Consider the following 14,847-nt stretch of genomic DNA (forward strand, 5'->3'; position numbering starts at 1 on the left):
GTCATGTATCGACGGGGGGCGGCGCCGGTGCAAGCGGCGTGGCGGCCTTGAATTTAAAAGAATTTTTAACGGGAGGCGCGGAACGGGTAGAAAAGGGGTCGGGGCGACATTGAAGGATTGTTACGTAGCATCGGCGGGCGACGTTACGGGCGTTACGTTCGACGTAACGTGGGGCGCGGGGCGGGCATCGGGGCCGGCGGAACGTCGCTGCGCACGGACGGCGAACCCTGCGTCCGGCGATCGATGGATTCTCCATGCGGATCAATGCGTTACGGAAGACTTTTGCCGACATCGAACTCTGCATCGGTCGCGTCCGGCAAAAAACGCCGGCCGCAAGACGTCTTCCGTCCCGCAGCCGGCGTTCCGTCCCGTCGTCACGCCTTCGCGCTATCCGCCGAATCGAACGGCAGCACGTAATGCCGCTTGCCCGTCGCCGCGAAGATCGCGTTCGCGACAGCCGGCCCGACCGGTGCGACGCCCGGCTCGCCGACCCCGGTCGGCGCTTCGGCCGACGGCACGATATGCACTTCGACCTTCGGCATCTCGGCCATCCTCAGCACGTGGTAGCCGTCGAAGTTGCGCTGCTCGACCTGGCCGTCCTTCAGCGTGATCGCGCTGTGCATCACGGCGCCGAGCCCGAAGCCGATGCCGCCTTCCATCTGCGCGGCGACGATGTCGGGATTGATCGCGATCCCGCAATCGACCGCGCACACCACGCGCTCGACCTTCACCTTGCCGTCTGCATCGACCGACACCTCGGCCACCTGCGCGACATAGCTCTTGAACGCCTCGGCGACTGCGATCCCGCGCCCGCGGCCCTTCGGCAGCGGTTTGGCCGGATCCCAGCCGGCCTTCTGCGCGGCCAGGTCCAGCACCGCGCGCATGCGTGGCTCCTTCTCGAGCAGGTCACGGCGGAACGCGTACGGATCCTTGCCAGCGGTGTGCGCGGCTTCGTCGATGAACGCCTCGACCGCGTACGCCGTGTGCGAGCTGCCGACCACGCGCCACCACAGCACGGGCAGGCCGACCTTGGTGGTGGTGAGCTCGACCGACACGTTCGGCACGGCGTACGGCAGGTTCGCCGCGCCCTCGACCGACGTCGCATCGACGCCGTTCTTCACCATGAACGCTTCGAACGGCGTGCCGGCGAGGATCGACTGCCCGACGATGCGGTGGCGCCAGCCGACCAGCTTGCCGTCCGCGGTCAGCCCCGCATCGAGCTTGTGGAAGTACATCGGCCGGTAGAAGCCGCCCTGGATGTCGTCCTCGCGCGTCCACTGCAGCTTGACGGGCTTGCCGTCTGCGCCGAGCGCCTTCGCGATCGACACGGCCTCGACCACGTAGTCCGACCACGCGTTCGCGCGCCGGCCGAAGCTGCCGCCCGCGTACAGCGTGTGGATCTGCACCTGCTCGGGCTTCAGGCCCGCCGTCCTGGCCGCGTTGGCCTGGTCGACCGTCTGGAACTGGTCGCCGGCCCAGATCTCGCAGCTGTTCGCCGACAGCTTGACGACCGCGTCGAGCGGCTCCATCGGCGCGTGCGCGAGATACGGGAATTCGTAGGTCGCGCCGATCTTGCGTGCCGCGCCCGCGATCGCCGCATCGGCATCGCCGTCCTTGCGTGCCGATGTGCCCGGCTTGTCGGCGAGCTGCCGGTATTCGCGCATGAGCTCGTCCGAGCCGCGCTTTTCGGCGTTCGTTTCGTCCCATTCGACTTTCAGCGCGTCGCGGCCCTGTTTCGCGGCCCAGAAGCCGGTTCCGACGACTGCGACGCCGCCCGGCACCTGCACGACCGACACGACGCCCGGCACGGCCTTGGCCGCCGTCGCGTCGAACGATTTCACCTTCGCGCCGAAGCGCGGCGGGCGCTGCAGCAGCGCGACGCGCATGCCGGGGAAGGTCGTGTCGAGCGTGAAATGCGCGGTGCCGTTCGATTTCGCCGACGCGTCGACGCGCGGAATCCGGTGACCGATCAGCTTGAATTCGGCCGGCTGCTTCAGCGTGACCTTGTCGGGCACGGGCAGCTTCGACGCATCGGCGACGAGCGTGCCGTACGCGGCCGTCTTGCCGCTTTTCGCATGCGTGACGACGCCATTGGCCGTCGTCAGCTCGCTGGCCGGTACCTTCCAGCGGGCTGCCGCGGCCGATACCAGCATCACGCGGGCCTTGCCGCCCGCTTCGCGCAGTTGCTGCCACGAGTTCGACATGGCCGAGCTGCCGCCCGTCCCCTGCATCGTGCCGAACGCGAGGTTCGCGTAGCGTTTCGCGTCGGCGGGCGCGCTCTCGACGCGCACGTGCGACCAGTCGGCGTCGAGCTCCTCGGCGACGATCGTCGCGATGCCCGTATACGCGCCCTGGCCCAGTTCGACGTGCTTCGCGATGACCGTGACGGCGCCGTCGGGCGTGATGCGCAGGAACGCGTTCGGCGCGAAGTCGGTGGCGGGGGCCGTCGCCGCCAGCGCGCGGCGGCCGAGGCCGGCCCATTCGAAGCCGAGGGTCAGGCTGACGGCGGCCGCGGCGCCCGCGGCCTTCAGGAACGAGCGGCGCGACGGACGCACCGAACCGGTGTTGTCGAGTTCGATCGTCATGGTCACGCTCCCAGCGTTGCGGCCGCGTCGTGGATCGCCGCCCGGATGCGGGCGTAGGTCGCACAGCGGCACAGGTTGCCGTTCATCGCGGCGTCGATGTCCGCGTCGGTCGGCTTCGGGTTCTGCTCGAGCAGCGCGGTGGCCGACATGATCTGGCCCGACTGGCAGTAGCCGCATTGCGGCACCTGCAATTGGACCCAGGCGGCCTGCACGGCCTGCGCGGGCTTGCTCTGCAGGCCTTCGATCGTCGTGATGTGCTTGCCCGCGATGCCGGCGAGCGGCAGCACGCACGAGCGGACGGCCTGGCCCTCGAGATGCACCGTGCACGCGCCGCACTGCGCCATGCCGCAGCCGAACTTCGTGCCGGTCAGTCCCGCGTGTTCGCGAATCGCCCAGAGGACGGGCATCGACGGATCGGCGTCGAGCGTGACGTTCTTGCCGTTCAGGACAAACGAGGTAGGCATTGTGATTGTCTCCGTGGGGAAAACCCGGCATGCGCCCGGTTAGCGGGCAGTGTGCGCGAGCCGCTGTTTTTTTCGTCTACCCAATCCTGCAAATTTATTGAACAATCCTGCAAATCCCCGGCAGGCCGCGGGCGGTGTCGCTATGCTCCCGCGACATGAGGAAATTGATCGAGGAAGGGTCATGGACATGACCGATATCGTGGCGTCGCGCGAATCCGGGCGGCGCGAGTTGGCGATGCTGATCGGCCGTTTCGCGCCGGCGGACGGCTCGCATTCGACGGCCGTGCCGGGCCTGATGCTGCACCGGCACACGCGGCCGGTCGATCTCGGCTGCGGCGTGTCGCGGGCCGCGCTCGTGATCGCCGCGCAGGGCGCGAAGCGCGTGATCGTGGCTGGCCACGCGTATGAGTACGACACGCAGAATTGCCTGATTACATCGATCGACTTGCCGATCCTGTCGCGCGTGACGCGCGCGTCGCCGGACGCGCCCTACCTGTGCCTGTCGCTGACGCTCGATCCGCAGCGCATCGTCGAGCTCGCGGCCGAGATGCGGCTGCCGGAGCCCGACGCGGGCCCCGAAGGCGAGGGGATCGCGCTTGCCGAGCTGACGCCGCCGCTGCTCGATGCTGCACTGCGGCTGTTACGGCTGCTCGATACGCCGGCCGACATTCCGGTCGTCGCGCCACTGATCGAAAAGGAATTGCTGTACCGGCTGATGACGAGCGGGCAGGGCACGCGGCTGCGGCATATGGCGATCGCGGGCAGCCAGACGCACCGGATCGCGCGCGCGATCGAATGGATCCGCGATCACTTCGCGGAGCCGATGCGCGTCGAGTCGCTCGCGCAGGCGGTCAATATGAGCGTGTCGTCGCTGCACCATCACTTCAAGCACGTGACGACGCTGAGCCCGTTGCAGTACCAGAAGCAGTTGCGGCTGCACGAAGCGCGGCGGCTGTTGCTGCGGCAGGGCGGCGACGTCGGGTCCGTGGCCGCCGTCGTCGGCTACGAAAGCGCGTCGCAGTTCAGCCGCGAATACAGCCGGCTGTTCGGCGCGCCGCCGATGCGCGACGTCGTACAGTTGCGGAAGAAGGAGCTACTCGGCTGACGGCAGCACTGCTGACACGCCACCGGCCACCGGTCATGTCACTTGGCGACCACCGTCGTCTGCAGGAACGTCGGCGCGATCCGCCAGTCCGGCACGTAATGCGCCGGCCACGCGCCGGGCGTATCGACCGCGTTGAAATACACCACGGCCTTCAGTAGCGGATAGCGCCACAGCGACCGCTGGAATTCGTCCAGCTCCTCGCGCTTGCGCGAATTCGACCCGTCGACGCCGAGTTCCGTGACCATCACCGGCAGCCCGTAGTCGCTCACCCGCTCGTACTTGGTCCGCAGGATGCTCGCGGCGGAGGCGTGGCCGCCGGCCGGCCAGATCGCGCAGCGCGGGCAATCGAACACGGACAGGCCGACGTCGTCCACATAGCCGCGGCCCGGGAAATAGTCATCGAGGTTCCGGTTGCCGGCCGGCGACCACACGAAGCGGATCTGGTCGGTCATCGTGCGGCAGGCGGTCACGACCCGCCGGTACGCATCCACGTAGGCCGATGCATCGCCGATGGCCCACGGATAGCGTCCGGTGTCGGCCTCCATCTCATGGCCCCAACGCACGAACACGGGGCCCTTCAACGCGGCGAGCGCCGAGCAGGTGGCCGCGATCCGCGCGTCGTAGCGCCCGTGCGCGATATCGTCGAGCAGCGCGCCTTGCCGCGTATCGCCGGCCGCCCAGGGCTCGATGGTCAGCATCAGCGAGCGGTTCCGTGCCTGTGCGCTCCGGTAGGCATCGTCGATTTCCGCGCGGATGTCGGGCGCGTTCCACGACACGAACACATGATCGAACGCGAGATCGCGATCGGCCGCGAACGTCTTCCCGGGATCGTACGCGCCGAGCTCGGGCTGCTTCACCGGCTCGCCCGGCACGGGCGCGACCACGGCCGGCAAGCCCGAGCGCCACATCATCGCCTGCCAGCCTTTCGGCGCGCGCAGCCCGATACCCGACAACAGCATCGCGAGCGCGAACACGAACAGCGCGTTGCGTACCGGCAGGCGGCTGAAGAACATCTGCCTGAACGCCGACGCGTCAAGCCCTTGCTCCCGGCCGTGATTCACCGCGATGACCGCCGCGATCGCGAGATACAGGATGCTCGTCAGCGTCGAGAACAGATAGAAGCCGGCGGCGTTGCGCGGATTCTCGACCGTGACGACGGGCAGGCTGCAGAACAGCGAGATCAGCAGATACGGCGCGACCACGCGCAGCGGCGCATCCTGTTCGATCGTGCCGCCTTTCGGCGTGACCTTGAATGGAAATTCCTTGCCGCGCACGCAGTCGAATACCGCCGACGCGCAGCCGAGCACGACCCACGGCCAGCGCGCGAACACGAACGACAGTCCTTCCCACGACAGCAGCTTCGTATTCAGCGGGCGGCACGACTGGGTCGAATGCGTGGCCCAGGTCACGACGCACAGGATCAGCACGGACAGCGGCAGCGCGTAGGTGAGGTACGTGAGGTAGTCGACGTGTGCCCATACGCGTCCGGTGAGCAGCGCGACGACCGGAATCACGACGCCGCCGGCCATCGCGAGCGCGCACAGCGGGTACCACAGCTGGCAGAACAGGAACTGCGCCTTCAGCTTCAGCGGCAGCCCCATGAAATAGTGGCGCGTGTAGCGCAGCATGATGATCATCACGCTCTTGGACCACTGGAATTCCTGCGTGGCCAGGTCGCCGAACGTGCGCGGCCCTTCGCCGTTCGCGATCGCGTTCAGCGCATGCATGCCGCGCCAGCCCTTCGAATTGAAGATCATCGTGGTCGAGTGATCCTCGGCGAGTTCGGGTCCGAGCCCGCCGATCTCGCGCAGCGCGCGGCAGCGCACCGCATAGTGCGAGCCGATGCACAGCGGCGCGAGGCTGCCCGCATAGCCGGCCTGCATCGTGCCGTGCAGCGGCCCCTCGACGTTCACGCGCCCGCGTGCGCTCCAGCTCGCGGCCGCGTTGCTGTCGCAGATGCTCGGCGCCGACACGTAGCCGACTTCCGGATCGATGAACGGCCGCAGCATCTCCTCGAGATAGGTCCGGGTCGGCACGTGATCGGCATCGAGCTGCGACACGAAATCGTAGTTGTCGTAGCCGACCATATCGTAGAAGTACGCGAGATTGCCTTCCTTGCACTTGGTCCGGCGCGGCCAGCTTGCGCGGTGGTACGCGGCAATGCCGCGCCGCGTCGACACGAATACGCCGTGCTCGCGGCACCAGTCGAGCGTCTCGGGCGACGGGTCTTCATCGGCGAGCCACGTATCGTGCGGGTAGGTCTGGTCGAGCATCGCGAGCAGCGTCGTGCGGACGATATCGAACGGCTCGGATGGCGCCTTGGTGACGACCATCGCGACGCGCCAGTCGCGCGGCACCGGCAGCGCGGGGTTCGGCACGACCGCCGAGCGGATGATGAAGATGAAGTAGCCGGGAATGAAGGTGGTCCAGAACAGCACGAAGCAGTTGACGCCGAAGCGGAATGCGTCGACATAGTGCTCGTCGCGCAGCCACCAGCGCCAGAAGATGCCCAGCGCGACGAACCAGCACAGCGCGAGGATATGGAAGACGATTTTGGTCCCGCTGTCCATCAACGGGACGAGAAGCGGGACGTCCGCGTGCAGCGATGCGGCACGATCCACTTCCGGGGCGGTGGTGTCGGCCGTATCCGGCGCAGGGCCGCCGGCAAGCGACGCAACCAGCTTCTTCATGGTGTTCTCCCGTCAAGGTCAGACCATCAGTCTTGAAGCAGGCCGCGCTGCGGCCGGATGTCCCCGCTCAGGTGCTGGTGTTCCGGTGCCGGGTTGGCCGGCGTGTGTTCGCCGCACGAGCGGCCCACGCGTTCGTAACGTCGAAAGCCGCTGTCGACGGCCAGCCGTTCGCTGAACAGGTTGCGCATGTCGAGCATCACGGGATCGGCCATGTGATCCGCGAGGTCGGCGAGATCGAGTGCCTCGAACGCTTTCCATTCGGTCATCACGACGACGGCGTCCGCGCTGCGCACCGCGTCGATCGCGGAGCCCTCCATGAACACCTGCGGCAGCAGCCGCGACGCCTCGTGCGGACGCGCCGGGTCGTATGCGCGGATATGCGCGCCCGCGCCGACGAGCAACTGGATCACGTCGATGCTTGGGCTTTCGCGCACGTCGTCGGTCTGGCCTTTGAACGTGAGGCCGAGCACCGCGATGCGCTTGTCCTTGATCGAGCCGCCGCACGCCTTCTCGATCCGGCGCAGGATCTGTTCCTTGCGCAGCGCGTTCGATTCGATCGCCGCGCTGACGATGCGCAACGGCACCGCATGTTCGGACGCCGTCGCCTTCAGCGCGCGCGTGTCCTTCGGGAAGCACGAGCCGCCCCAGCCGGGGCCGGCCTTCAGGAACGACGCGCCGATGCGGCGATCGAGGCCCATGCCGTTCGCGACCAGTTCGACATCGGCGCCCACTGCTTCGCACAGGTCCGAGATCTCGTTGATGTAGCTGATCTTCACCGCGAGGAACGCATTCGCCGCGTATTTCACGAGTTCGGCCGTTTCGATCTCGGTCGCGAGTACGAGATGGCCGGTCGCTTCCAGCGGCGCGTAGATGACTTTCATGATCTCGATCGCGCGCGGATGCTCGGCGCCAAACACGACGCGATCCGGATGCATGAAATCGTCGATCGCCGAGCCTTCGCGCAGGAACTCCGGATTCGACGCGATCGCCGCGTCGACGCCGTCCGGCGCGCAGCGTTCGACGATCTGCTTGACGATCCGGTTGGTGCCGACCGGCACCGTCGACTTCGTGACGACGACCGCGAAACCGGTCAGGTTCGACGCAATCTCCCGCGCGGCCGCCTCGACATACTGCAGGTCCGCCTGGTCGGTGCCCGGCAGCGTCGGCGTGCCGACCGCGATGAATACCGCATCGCGATCGCGCACGCTTGCCGCGAGGTCGCTGCTGAAACGCAGCGTGCCGCGTTCGACGTTGCGTGCGACGACGGCGTCGAGGCCCGGTTCGTAGATCGGCATGCGGCCTTCGTGCAACGCGTCGATCTTGCCGCGATTGTTGTCGATGCAGATGACGTCATGCCCGAGATCCGCAAAGCATGCGCCGCTGACCAGCCCGACGTAGCCCGTGCCGACGATGGCGATCCGTACCTTCATGGTGATTCCCCTGCGTGGCGTTCAAGGAAACTTGCTCACTTGCCGGATGCGAATTGCAGTTCTTTCTGAAACCATGCCGCGGCGTGTTCGACCATCGGTTCGATCGCGGTGAAACGCGGCCGCCAGCCGAGCACGAGCGCGGCTTTCGTGGCGTCGGCGTACAACGCGGGCGGATCGCCCGGGCGGCGCGCGGCCGTCACCGTCGGCACGCGGCGGCCCGTCACGGCTTCGACGGCGCGCAGCGCGTCGAGCACCGACGTTCCTTTGCCGGTACCGAGATTCAGCGCGACGCTGTGGCCGCCGCACAGATAGGCGGTCGCCTTCACGTGCGCATCGGCGAGGTCGCTCACGTGCACGTAGTCGCGAATCGCCGAGCCGTCGGGCGTCGGGTAGTCGGTGCCCATCACCTGGAACGCGTGGCCGGTGCCGAGTGCCGCGCGGATCGCGAGCGGCAGCGCGTGCGTTTCCGGTTCGTGGCATTCGCCGATCATGCCGTCCGGGTCCGCGCCCGCCGCGTTGAAGTAGCGCAGCGCGACCCACTTCAACCCGTATGCGCGCTCGAAATCGGCGGCCATCCGTTCCATCGCGTACTTGGAAAAGCCGTACGGATTGATCGGCAGCTGCGGCGCGCGTTCCGAGATCGGCAGCCCATCCGGAATGCCGTACGTCGCGCACGACGACGACATCACGATCCGGCCGACGCCGGCTGCGCGCATCGCGCTCAGCAGCGTGCAGGTGCCCGTGACGTTGACCGTGTAATAGCGGTCGGGCGCGAGCACCGATTCGCCGACATAGGCGAGCGCGGCGAAATGGATCACGACGTCGGGCCGATGCGTGGCGAACGCGTTCGACAGCGCGTCGCGGTCGAGAATGTCGGCCGCGACGAGCGGCCCCCATCGCACCGCGTCGCGATGGCCGGTCGACAGATTGTCGTAGGCGACCGGCTCATGTCCCGCTGCCGCGAGCGCCTTGCAGGTATGGCTGCCGATATAGCCCGCTCCGCCTGTCACGAGCACTTTCATGCCGTGGCCCCGGTCATGCGCAGCACCGGCTCGAGCCACAGTTCCCGGCTGAAATAGTCGACGGTCCGGCGCAGGCCTTCGTCGAGATCGATGGCCGGCCGCCAGCCGAGTTCGGTCGACGCGATCGAGATGTCGGGCCGGCGCTGGTGCGGATCGTCGATCGGCAGCGGCCGGAACACGAGCTCCGATTTCGAGCCGGTCATCGCGAGGACTTTCTCCGCGAGCTCGATCATCGTGAATTCGCCGGGGTTGCCGATGTTGACCGGCGTGCCGACGTTGCGCCCGGCGCGCATCAGGCAGAAGAAGCCGTCGATCAGGTCGCTGGCGAAGCAGAACGAACGCGTCTGCCGGCCGTCGCCGTAGATTTCCAGCGGCGCGCCGTTGAGTGCGCCGACGATGAAGTTCGACACGACGCGGCCGTCGCGCGGCGACATCCGCGGGCCGTAGGTGTTGAAGATGCGCGCGACGCGCACGTCGATGTCGTGCGTGCGGTAGTAGTCGTAACACAGCGCCTCGGCCGCGCGCTTGCCTTCGTCGTAGCACGCACGCGGGCCGATCGTGTTCACGTTGCCGCGATAGGTTTCCGTCTGCGGGTGCACGCCCGGGTCGCCGTAGATCTCGCTGGTCGATGCCTGGAACACGCGCGCGCCGGTCTTGCGCGCAAGCGCGAGGCAGTGGTTCATGCCGAGCACGTTCGTCATCATCGTATGGACGGGATCGATCTGGTAGGTGGGCGGCGATGCCGCGCACGCGAGATTCCAGATTTCGTCCACCTGCAGTTGTGGCAGGCCGAGCGAGACGTCGCCCTTCACGAACTCGAAGCGGCCGGACGCTTTCAGGTCGGCGACGTTGAGCTTGCGTCCCGTCAGCAGGCTGTCGATGCACGTGACGGATGCGCCTTCCATGACCAGGCGCTCGCAGACGTAGCTGCCGAGGAAGCCGGCGCCGCCCGTCACGAGGACGCGCTGACCGGCGCGCGTCTCGAGCGCGACCCTGTCATTCATGGCTTTCTCCTTCGTCGTTCAGCTCCGGGAACCCCACGTCGATCTGCTCGACGGCGGCGCGCGCGCGTTCCATCCCGCTGCACGGGTAGCGTGTCGGCAAGCGCCGGTTCGCATGTGCTGAGGTCGACGAAGCGCCGCGACAGGCGCTTCGATTACGTTGACTGCCACGTTGATGCTTGAACGACGCAAGCGTCGCTCGATCGGTGGTGATCTTCATCGCCTTTTCCCCGATACGCTGATTGGCGAGCAGACCGCCGCCCGTGATCTTGTGCCCTGGCGTGCCGCTCGGTGAGAGCCGGAGATCAGGCAATCGGCATGCCATGAACGATGCCGTCGCGATGCGTGGGAGGCGTGGCGGCGTGATTGCCGCGCGAAAGGCGCGCTTTTGTTTCATGCGTGTATCGTGGGGACAGGAAAGCGCGCAGGCCCATTGCCGGATCGATACGATTCGATACGACGAAACGCACGATAAATCAGGCTTTTGCGGGAATGGCTTCATCAAATATGTGTTGAATTTGAATGTTTCATCAATGAGAAATGCATCGATAACGGATTAAAGGCGTTTCTCGGATGCGCAGCCCATCGGATGATTCGGTGCATGAAAGGCAGGGCGAATGAAAGCGAAAAAGAGTGGGTGGAGTCCTGGTGAGGGCACACGTTTTCATTTGTTTTAATGATTGCGCGAGTGCGAAAGTCTTATTTTTTTCCCGATTTCGACGCTCGATCGGCATGTGATCGCGTCGGTATTTTCACGGATGAATCAAATTCGTTTCGGCCATCAGGGGAAACGCGGGTCGACGACTTGTCGGAGGCTGCTGTGTCGGGCCATCGGCGCCCGATATCGGGCGAATCGATTCTCGTTTGTGGTGGTGCGGGAGGGGGGCGAAGATGCCGCGACCCACGGTTCGCAAGCGGAAATGGCCGCGCCGCCCGCCCTGTACGGCCGTGCGCTTCTCAAGTTTGAAACACCCGTTCATCTGGCCATCCGGCGCCGGCCTGCGAGCCGGATTCGTCCGTCTAATCCGGCTATTGCTTCGCGGCGCTCAACGATCGCGGAGGGTGCCAAACCGTTGTTGCGATACATTCCTGAAACAAAAAATGTCGATCCCGGCGCTGCGGGCCGCCGTGGCGGCCGTTTGCCGTGCGCAATATGCGGTGGAATATCACGTGGCACGCTGCTTGCGGTATTGGACGCACCGGCGGGCGGCCGACACGAAGTAACGAAGAGGTGGGGCGGCCAACTCGTCAATAAGCAGTCGGGGAAACGGCGATGAAGACCATAAGCAGTAGCTTGATCGGCGCGTACTTTGCGCATCAGTGGGGGAGTCGGAAAGATCGGGGAGTCGCTCGCGACGCTGTGCCAGCTTCGCGGGCTGCTCCGTACCGGTTTCTTGCCCGCCGCGCGCTTCGCGTGCTGGCGCGGTTGTCGCGCCGCACGACAGTCGGGCGACAGCGGGGCTCGCTTTCATGCAGTTCACCCGGATGGATCAGGCTGTTCGTGCCGGACAGCGTGATGCCGATTCGTTCTCGACCGTGCAGGGTTGCTTCGATCGCGCCAGGCCCATGCCGGCGCCGGCCGGATTAGATCGAACGCGCGTCGGCCGGATTATCCGGAAGACCTTTCGTCGACAGTTCAGGGAGAAGCCATGCCACCTGGCTGCAATGCAGGCCCGTTGTCGCCCGGGTAAAGGGTGTATTTTCAACGGCGCTGCATTTTTCGGTGGTTAATGTATTCGCGAAATTTCGATTCCGGAATGGCGTGCCGCGTGCCGGCATGCCGTCCGGCGGGGTGTCGAATATCGCGGGCCGGAAAGGTGTGTGCACCGTTCCGGCTTGTCAAACAATGGTGTTTTCGCCATAAGGCGAATGTTCACAAAAATAATCGAAAACACCTATCAAAAAAATTTGGATAACGAAAAATCACGAAGCTAAGCTTCGTCTGGCAAAAATCACAAAGAACCTGAATTGAAAAGGAAACAGGCTTTTCTTAATTGGATAGTGATCCTTATTTTTTGAGGATTGCTCAAGTCAGGAAGGTTGATGGCGTGCGATCTTCCTGACTCACTCCGTTCACGCCGTTTTGGAGTCGACCATGAAGAAGCTTCTGATTGCAGCAGCAGTTCTGGCGGTTTCGGGTGCAGCGTTCGCTGGCAGCGGCACGGTATCGACCAGCAATTCGTCGAGCGGCGGTTCGACGATGGCCGGGGTCGTCGGGTTCGGCGTTTTCGGCGCGACCGATTCCGGTGCAGCGCTCGGTGCAGCTGGCGCAACGGCCGGCCATGGCAGCAGCGGCTCGATCTCGTACACGAACCACACCAACACCTCGCAAGTGGGCGGCTTCGGCTTCGGCGGCGCACAGGCTGGTGGCAACAGCGGCGCGAATGCCGGCTCGATCGGCTGGACGACGCACTACTAAGCGGCGGAGCGTAGCGTTCGTCAATGGCTGGCGGTACGGACGCCGGGTTTCGCTCGATGGGGGGCAGGCCCGGCTCCGCCACCGCCGAACTTACTCACAGCAAGGAATTGCTATGAAAGCCAACGTCATATTTGCGACAGCGCTCACCGTCTTATCGTCGGCTGCATTGGCAGCGGGTTCGTCCACGACCAACCAGACGCAATCCGTTGCGGCTGGTGTTTCAGGGTCGGTGCTGGTCGGTTCCGGCAGCTATACCAGCAATTCGACTTCGACGGCGGGCGCGAATGCAGGCAGTACCGTAACACCCGCTGGTTCCGCCGGCACGGCATCCGCCTTCCACAACTCGACTTCGACGGCCAGCGGTTCGGGCACGAACGGAGGCGCGTTTGCGGCAGGCGGCGGTATCGGTGCCGCAGGCTCGTACGGTGGAAACAGCAGCACGAACGAGAACGCGAATGCGCTATCGGGAGGGGTAACCGCCACGATCGTACTCGGCGCGAACCACTATACGGCTGCGGGCGGAAACGACCAGGGCATTGCCAACGCGGGTGCCGCTGGCCTGACGGGCAGTGGCGGTTCGGGTGCGATTGCGGGCTCGGATCACTTCAACTCGTCGACCGTGTGGAGTACCGGTCCGGCCGGCTCGCCGTCCGCGGCGGGCGGAAGCCTGGGCAGTTCGAGCGCGACCGGAAGCAGTCATTAGTCAGGTGTGGGGGGACCAGTTTCCCAGCGACGCTGGTCTCTTTTCCCCACATTGTTGTCACGTAAGGAGTTGGCATGAAGCAGAAACTGATTGCCGCCGCTCTGATGCTCGCGTCTCTGACGGCGTATGGCGCTGACCGTATTGCCAACGACGTGCAATCGAATTTGCAGACGTCAAACAACCCTGACCAGACAACCAAACCGTCAGAACAACAAACGCTTTCTTCGGGAAGTGCCATCGGTGGACCAGACGCCCAGCAGTGGCAGGGCATGTCGGCCGGCTCATGGTCCCAGCTGGGCAACGGCTGGAAACAGTTCGGGGAAGCAGGCAAAGCTGAAGGGAATCAGGGGAATTAGTACGGTTGCCTGGGTGGGAGGTCAAACCTCGTCCGGAGAGTGAAATGAACAGCAACAGGATCAAGGTGGCATGCGCAGCGATGTTCGCGATGACCACGATTGGCGCCCAGGCGCAAACCGCCGATTCGACTTCGAGCGCGCAGTCGTCGACGTCGTCGACGGCGATCAGCCAGGGCGGCGGCTCGAGCATGAACTCGAACACCACGAGCTCGCGCGGCGGGAACGCCACCAGCTCCAGCGGGGTTCGCAGCAGCGGCAATTCGAGCGTGAACGTGAACGTGACGATGCCGTCCAGCACGAGCGGCGGCACGAGCGTGACGCCGCAGTCGCTGCAGTCGTCCGGCGCGCCCGGCACCAACCCGTACAACACCCAGTCGGCGGAAAACGTCAATTACTCCGGGACGCAGACGATCAAGACGAACCCCGCGATCCAGGCGCCGGGCCTCACGACCACGCTGTCCGATACCTGCATGGGATCGGTGAGCGTCGGCGTGTCGTTCCCGGGGTTCGGCGCGACGGGCGGCACGACACTGGTCGACCAGGCCTGCGTCCGGCGTCTCGATGCGCGTGAATTCCGTGCGATGGGCCTGACCGACGTGGCGCTTGCGCTGCTCTGCCAGAGCGACGCGAACCGGCGTGCGGTGGAAGCGACCGGGCACCTGTGCCCGGGCACGACCGCGCCGCTCGCCCGTTCGAACGTGGCGCCGAGCGCAGAGGCGACCGTCGCCGACGACGTGAAGTATCACGATCCGATCGTGCGCGACCGCATGGGCCTGCCGCCGCTGGGCGCTGCCGCGCCGGCACCTGCGCAGCCCCGCCCGGTGGCGACGACCTCGGTGCAGGCGGCACCCGTGTCGGTGCCGGTACCGGTGCCCGTGCCGACGATGGCGCCGGTTGCGGCCGCACCGGCTGTTGCAGCACCGGCGGTTGCAGCTGCCGCACCGGCAGTGGCGACGCCTGCAGTGGCGGCCGCACCGGCCGTCGCAGTCCCCGCCGTTGCAGCCGCGGCACCGGCCGCAGCCGCAGCGCCCGCAGTGGCCGCCGCGCCCGCTGTCGCCGCCGCACCCGCAGC

The 14,847-nt window shown here is 65.9% G+C and carries 11 protein-coding genes and 1 pseudogene; 5 read left to right on the plus strand and 7 right to left on the minus strand.

The annotated features are described in order from the left end of the window. Positions 1-374: 374 nt before the first annotated feature. Both BDO18943_RS10155 and BDO18943_RS10160 read right to left on the minus strand, forming a co-directional pair. Positions 375-2,585 (minus strand): xanthine dehydrogenase family protein molybdopterin-binding subunit, encoded by a 2,211-nt coding sequence (locus BDO18943_RS10155; RefSeq protein ID WP_175022170.1) that lies wholly within the window; start codon positions 2,583-2,585, stop codon positions 375-377. A gap of 2 nt (positions 2,586-2,587) precedes the next feature. After that, entirely contained in the window at positions 2,588-3,049 is a 462-nt protein-coding gene (locus BDO18943_RS10160) for a (2Fe-2S)-binding protein (RefSeq protein WP_175022171.1), read from the minus strand. A 181-nt stretch (positions 3,050-3,230) separates the two neighbouring features. Here BDO18943_RS10160 and BDO18943_RS10165 point away from each other — a divergent pair, with 181 nt between their 5' ends. After that, a complete protein-coding gene (locus BDO18943_RS10165; RefSeq protein ID WP_043179948.1) occupies positions 3,231-4,154 on the plus strand; it encodes an AraC family transcriptional regulator in 924 nt (307 codons plus the stop codon). A 38-nt stretch (positions 4,155-4,192) separates the two neighbouring features. Here the strand turns inward: BDO18943_RS10165 and BDO18943_RS10170 are convergent, their stop codons facing one another. Genes BDO18943_RS10170 through BDO18943_RS10190 form a run of 5 tightly spaced genes read right to left on the minus strand, consistent with a single transcriptional unit; the run spans position 4,193 to position 10,694 of the window. Then, positions 4,193-6,844 (minus strand): glycosyltransferase family 2 protein, encoded by a 2,652-nt coding sequence (locus BDO18943_RS10170; protein ID WP_175022172.1) that lies wholly within the window; start codon positions 6,842-6,844, stop codon positions 4,193-4,195. A 26-nt stretch (positions 6,845-6,870) separates the two neighbouring features. Further along, a complete protein-coding gene (locus BDO18943_RS10175) occupies positions 6,871-8,274 on the minus strand; it encodes a UDP-glucose dehydrogenase family protein (protein WP_175022173.1) in 1,404 nt (467 codons plus the stop codon). A gap of 35 nt (positions 8,275-8,309) precedes the next feature. Beyond that, a complete protein-coding gene (galE, locus tag BDO18943_RS10180; RefSeq protein WP_175022174.1) occupies positions 8,310-9,296 on the minus strand; it encodes a UDP-glucose 4-epimerase GalE in 987 nt (328 codons plus the stop codon). Beyond that, on the minus strand, positions 9,293-10,300 hold the full coding sequence (locus tag BDO18943_RS10185) for a UDP-glucuronic acid decarboxylase family protein (RefSeq protein WP_175022175.1): 1,008 nt from the start codon (positions 10,298-10,300) through the stop codon (positions 9,293-9,295). The genes galE and BDO18943_RS10185 overlap by 4 nt, the downstream gene beginning before the upstream one ends. Next, the gene (locus tag BDO18943_RS10190) at positions 10,293-10,694 is read right to left on the minus strand and encodes a hypothetical protein (RefSeq protein WP_175022176.1); all 402 of its coding nucleotides are present in this window, start codon (positions 10,692-10,694) and stop codon (positions 10,293-10,295) included. Before BDO18943_RS10190 ends, BDO18943_RS10185 begins: the two co-directional genes overlap by 8 nt. 1,698 nt (positions 10,695-12,392) lie before the next feature. Between BDO18943_RS10190 and BDO18943_RS10195 the strand changes: the two genes are divergently transcribed. The 4 genes and pseudogenes from BDO18943_RS10195 to BDO18943_RS10210 form a co-directional block, all read left to right on the plus strand. Continuing rightward, complete coding sequence (locus tag BDO18943_RS10195) at positions 12,393-12,716, plus strand: hypothetical protein (protein WP_122947631.1); 324 nt, start codon at positions 12,393-12,395, stop codon at positions 12,714-12,716. A gap of 112 nt (positions 12,717-12,828) precedes the next feature. Then, positions 12,829-13,419: a hypothetical protein gene (locus BDO18943_RS10200; protein ID WP_175022177.1), complete on the plus strand. Its 591-nt coding sequence runs from the start codon at positions 12,829-12,831 to the stop codon at positions 13,417-13,419. Between the two features lie 74 nt (positions 13,420-13,493). Next, positions 13,494-13,775 (plus strand): hypothetical protein, encoded by a 282-nt coding sequence (locus BDO18943_RS10205; RefSeq protein WP_011354481.1) that lies wholly within the window; start codon positions 13,494-13,496, stop codon positions 13,773-13,775. Between the two features lie 44 nt (positions 13,776-13,819). Continuing rightward, positions 13,820-14,847: pseudogene (locus tag BDO18943_RS10210) on the plus strand (chemotaxis protein CheA); the annotation flags it as partial.

This window comes from Burkholderia aenigmatica (assembly GCF_902499175.1).
Lineage (GTDB): Bacteria > Pseudomonadota > Gammaproteobacteria > Burkholderiales > Burkholderiaceae > Burkholderia > Burkholderia aenigmatica.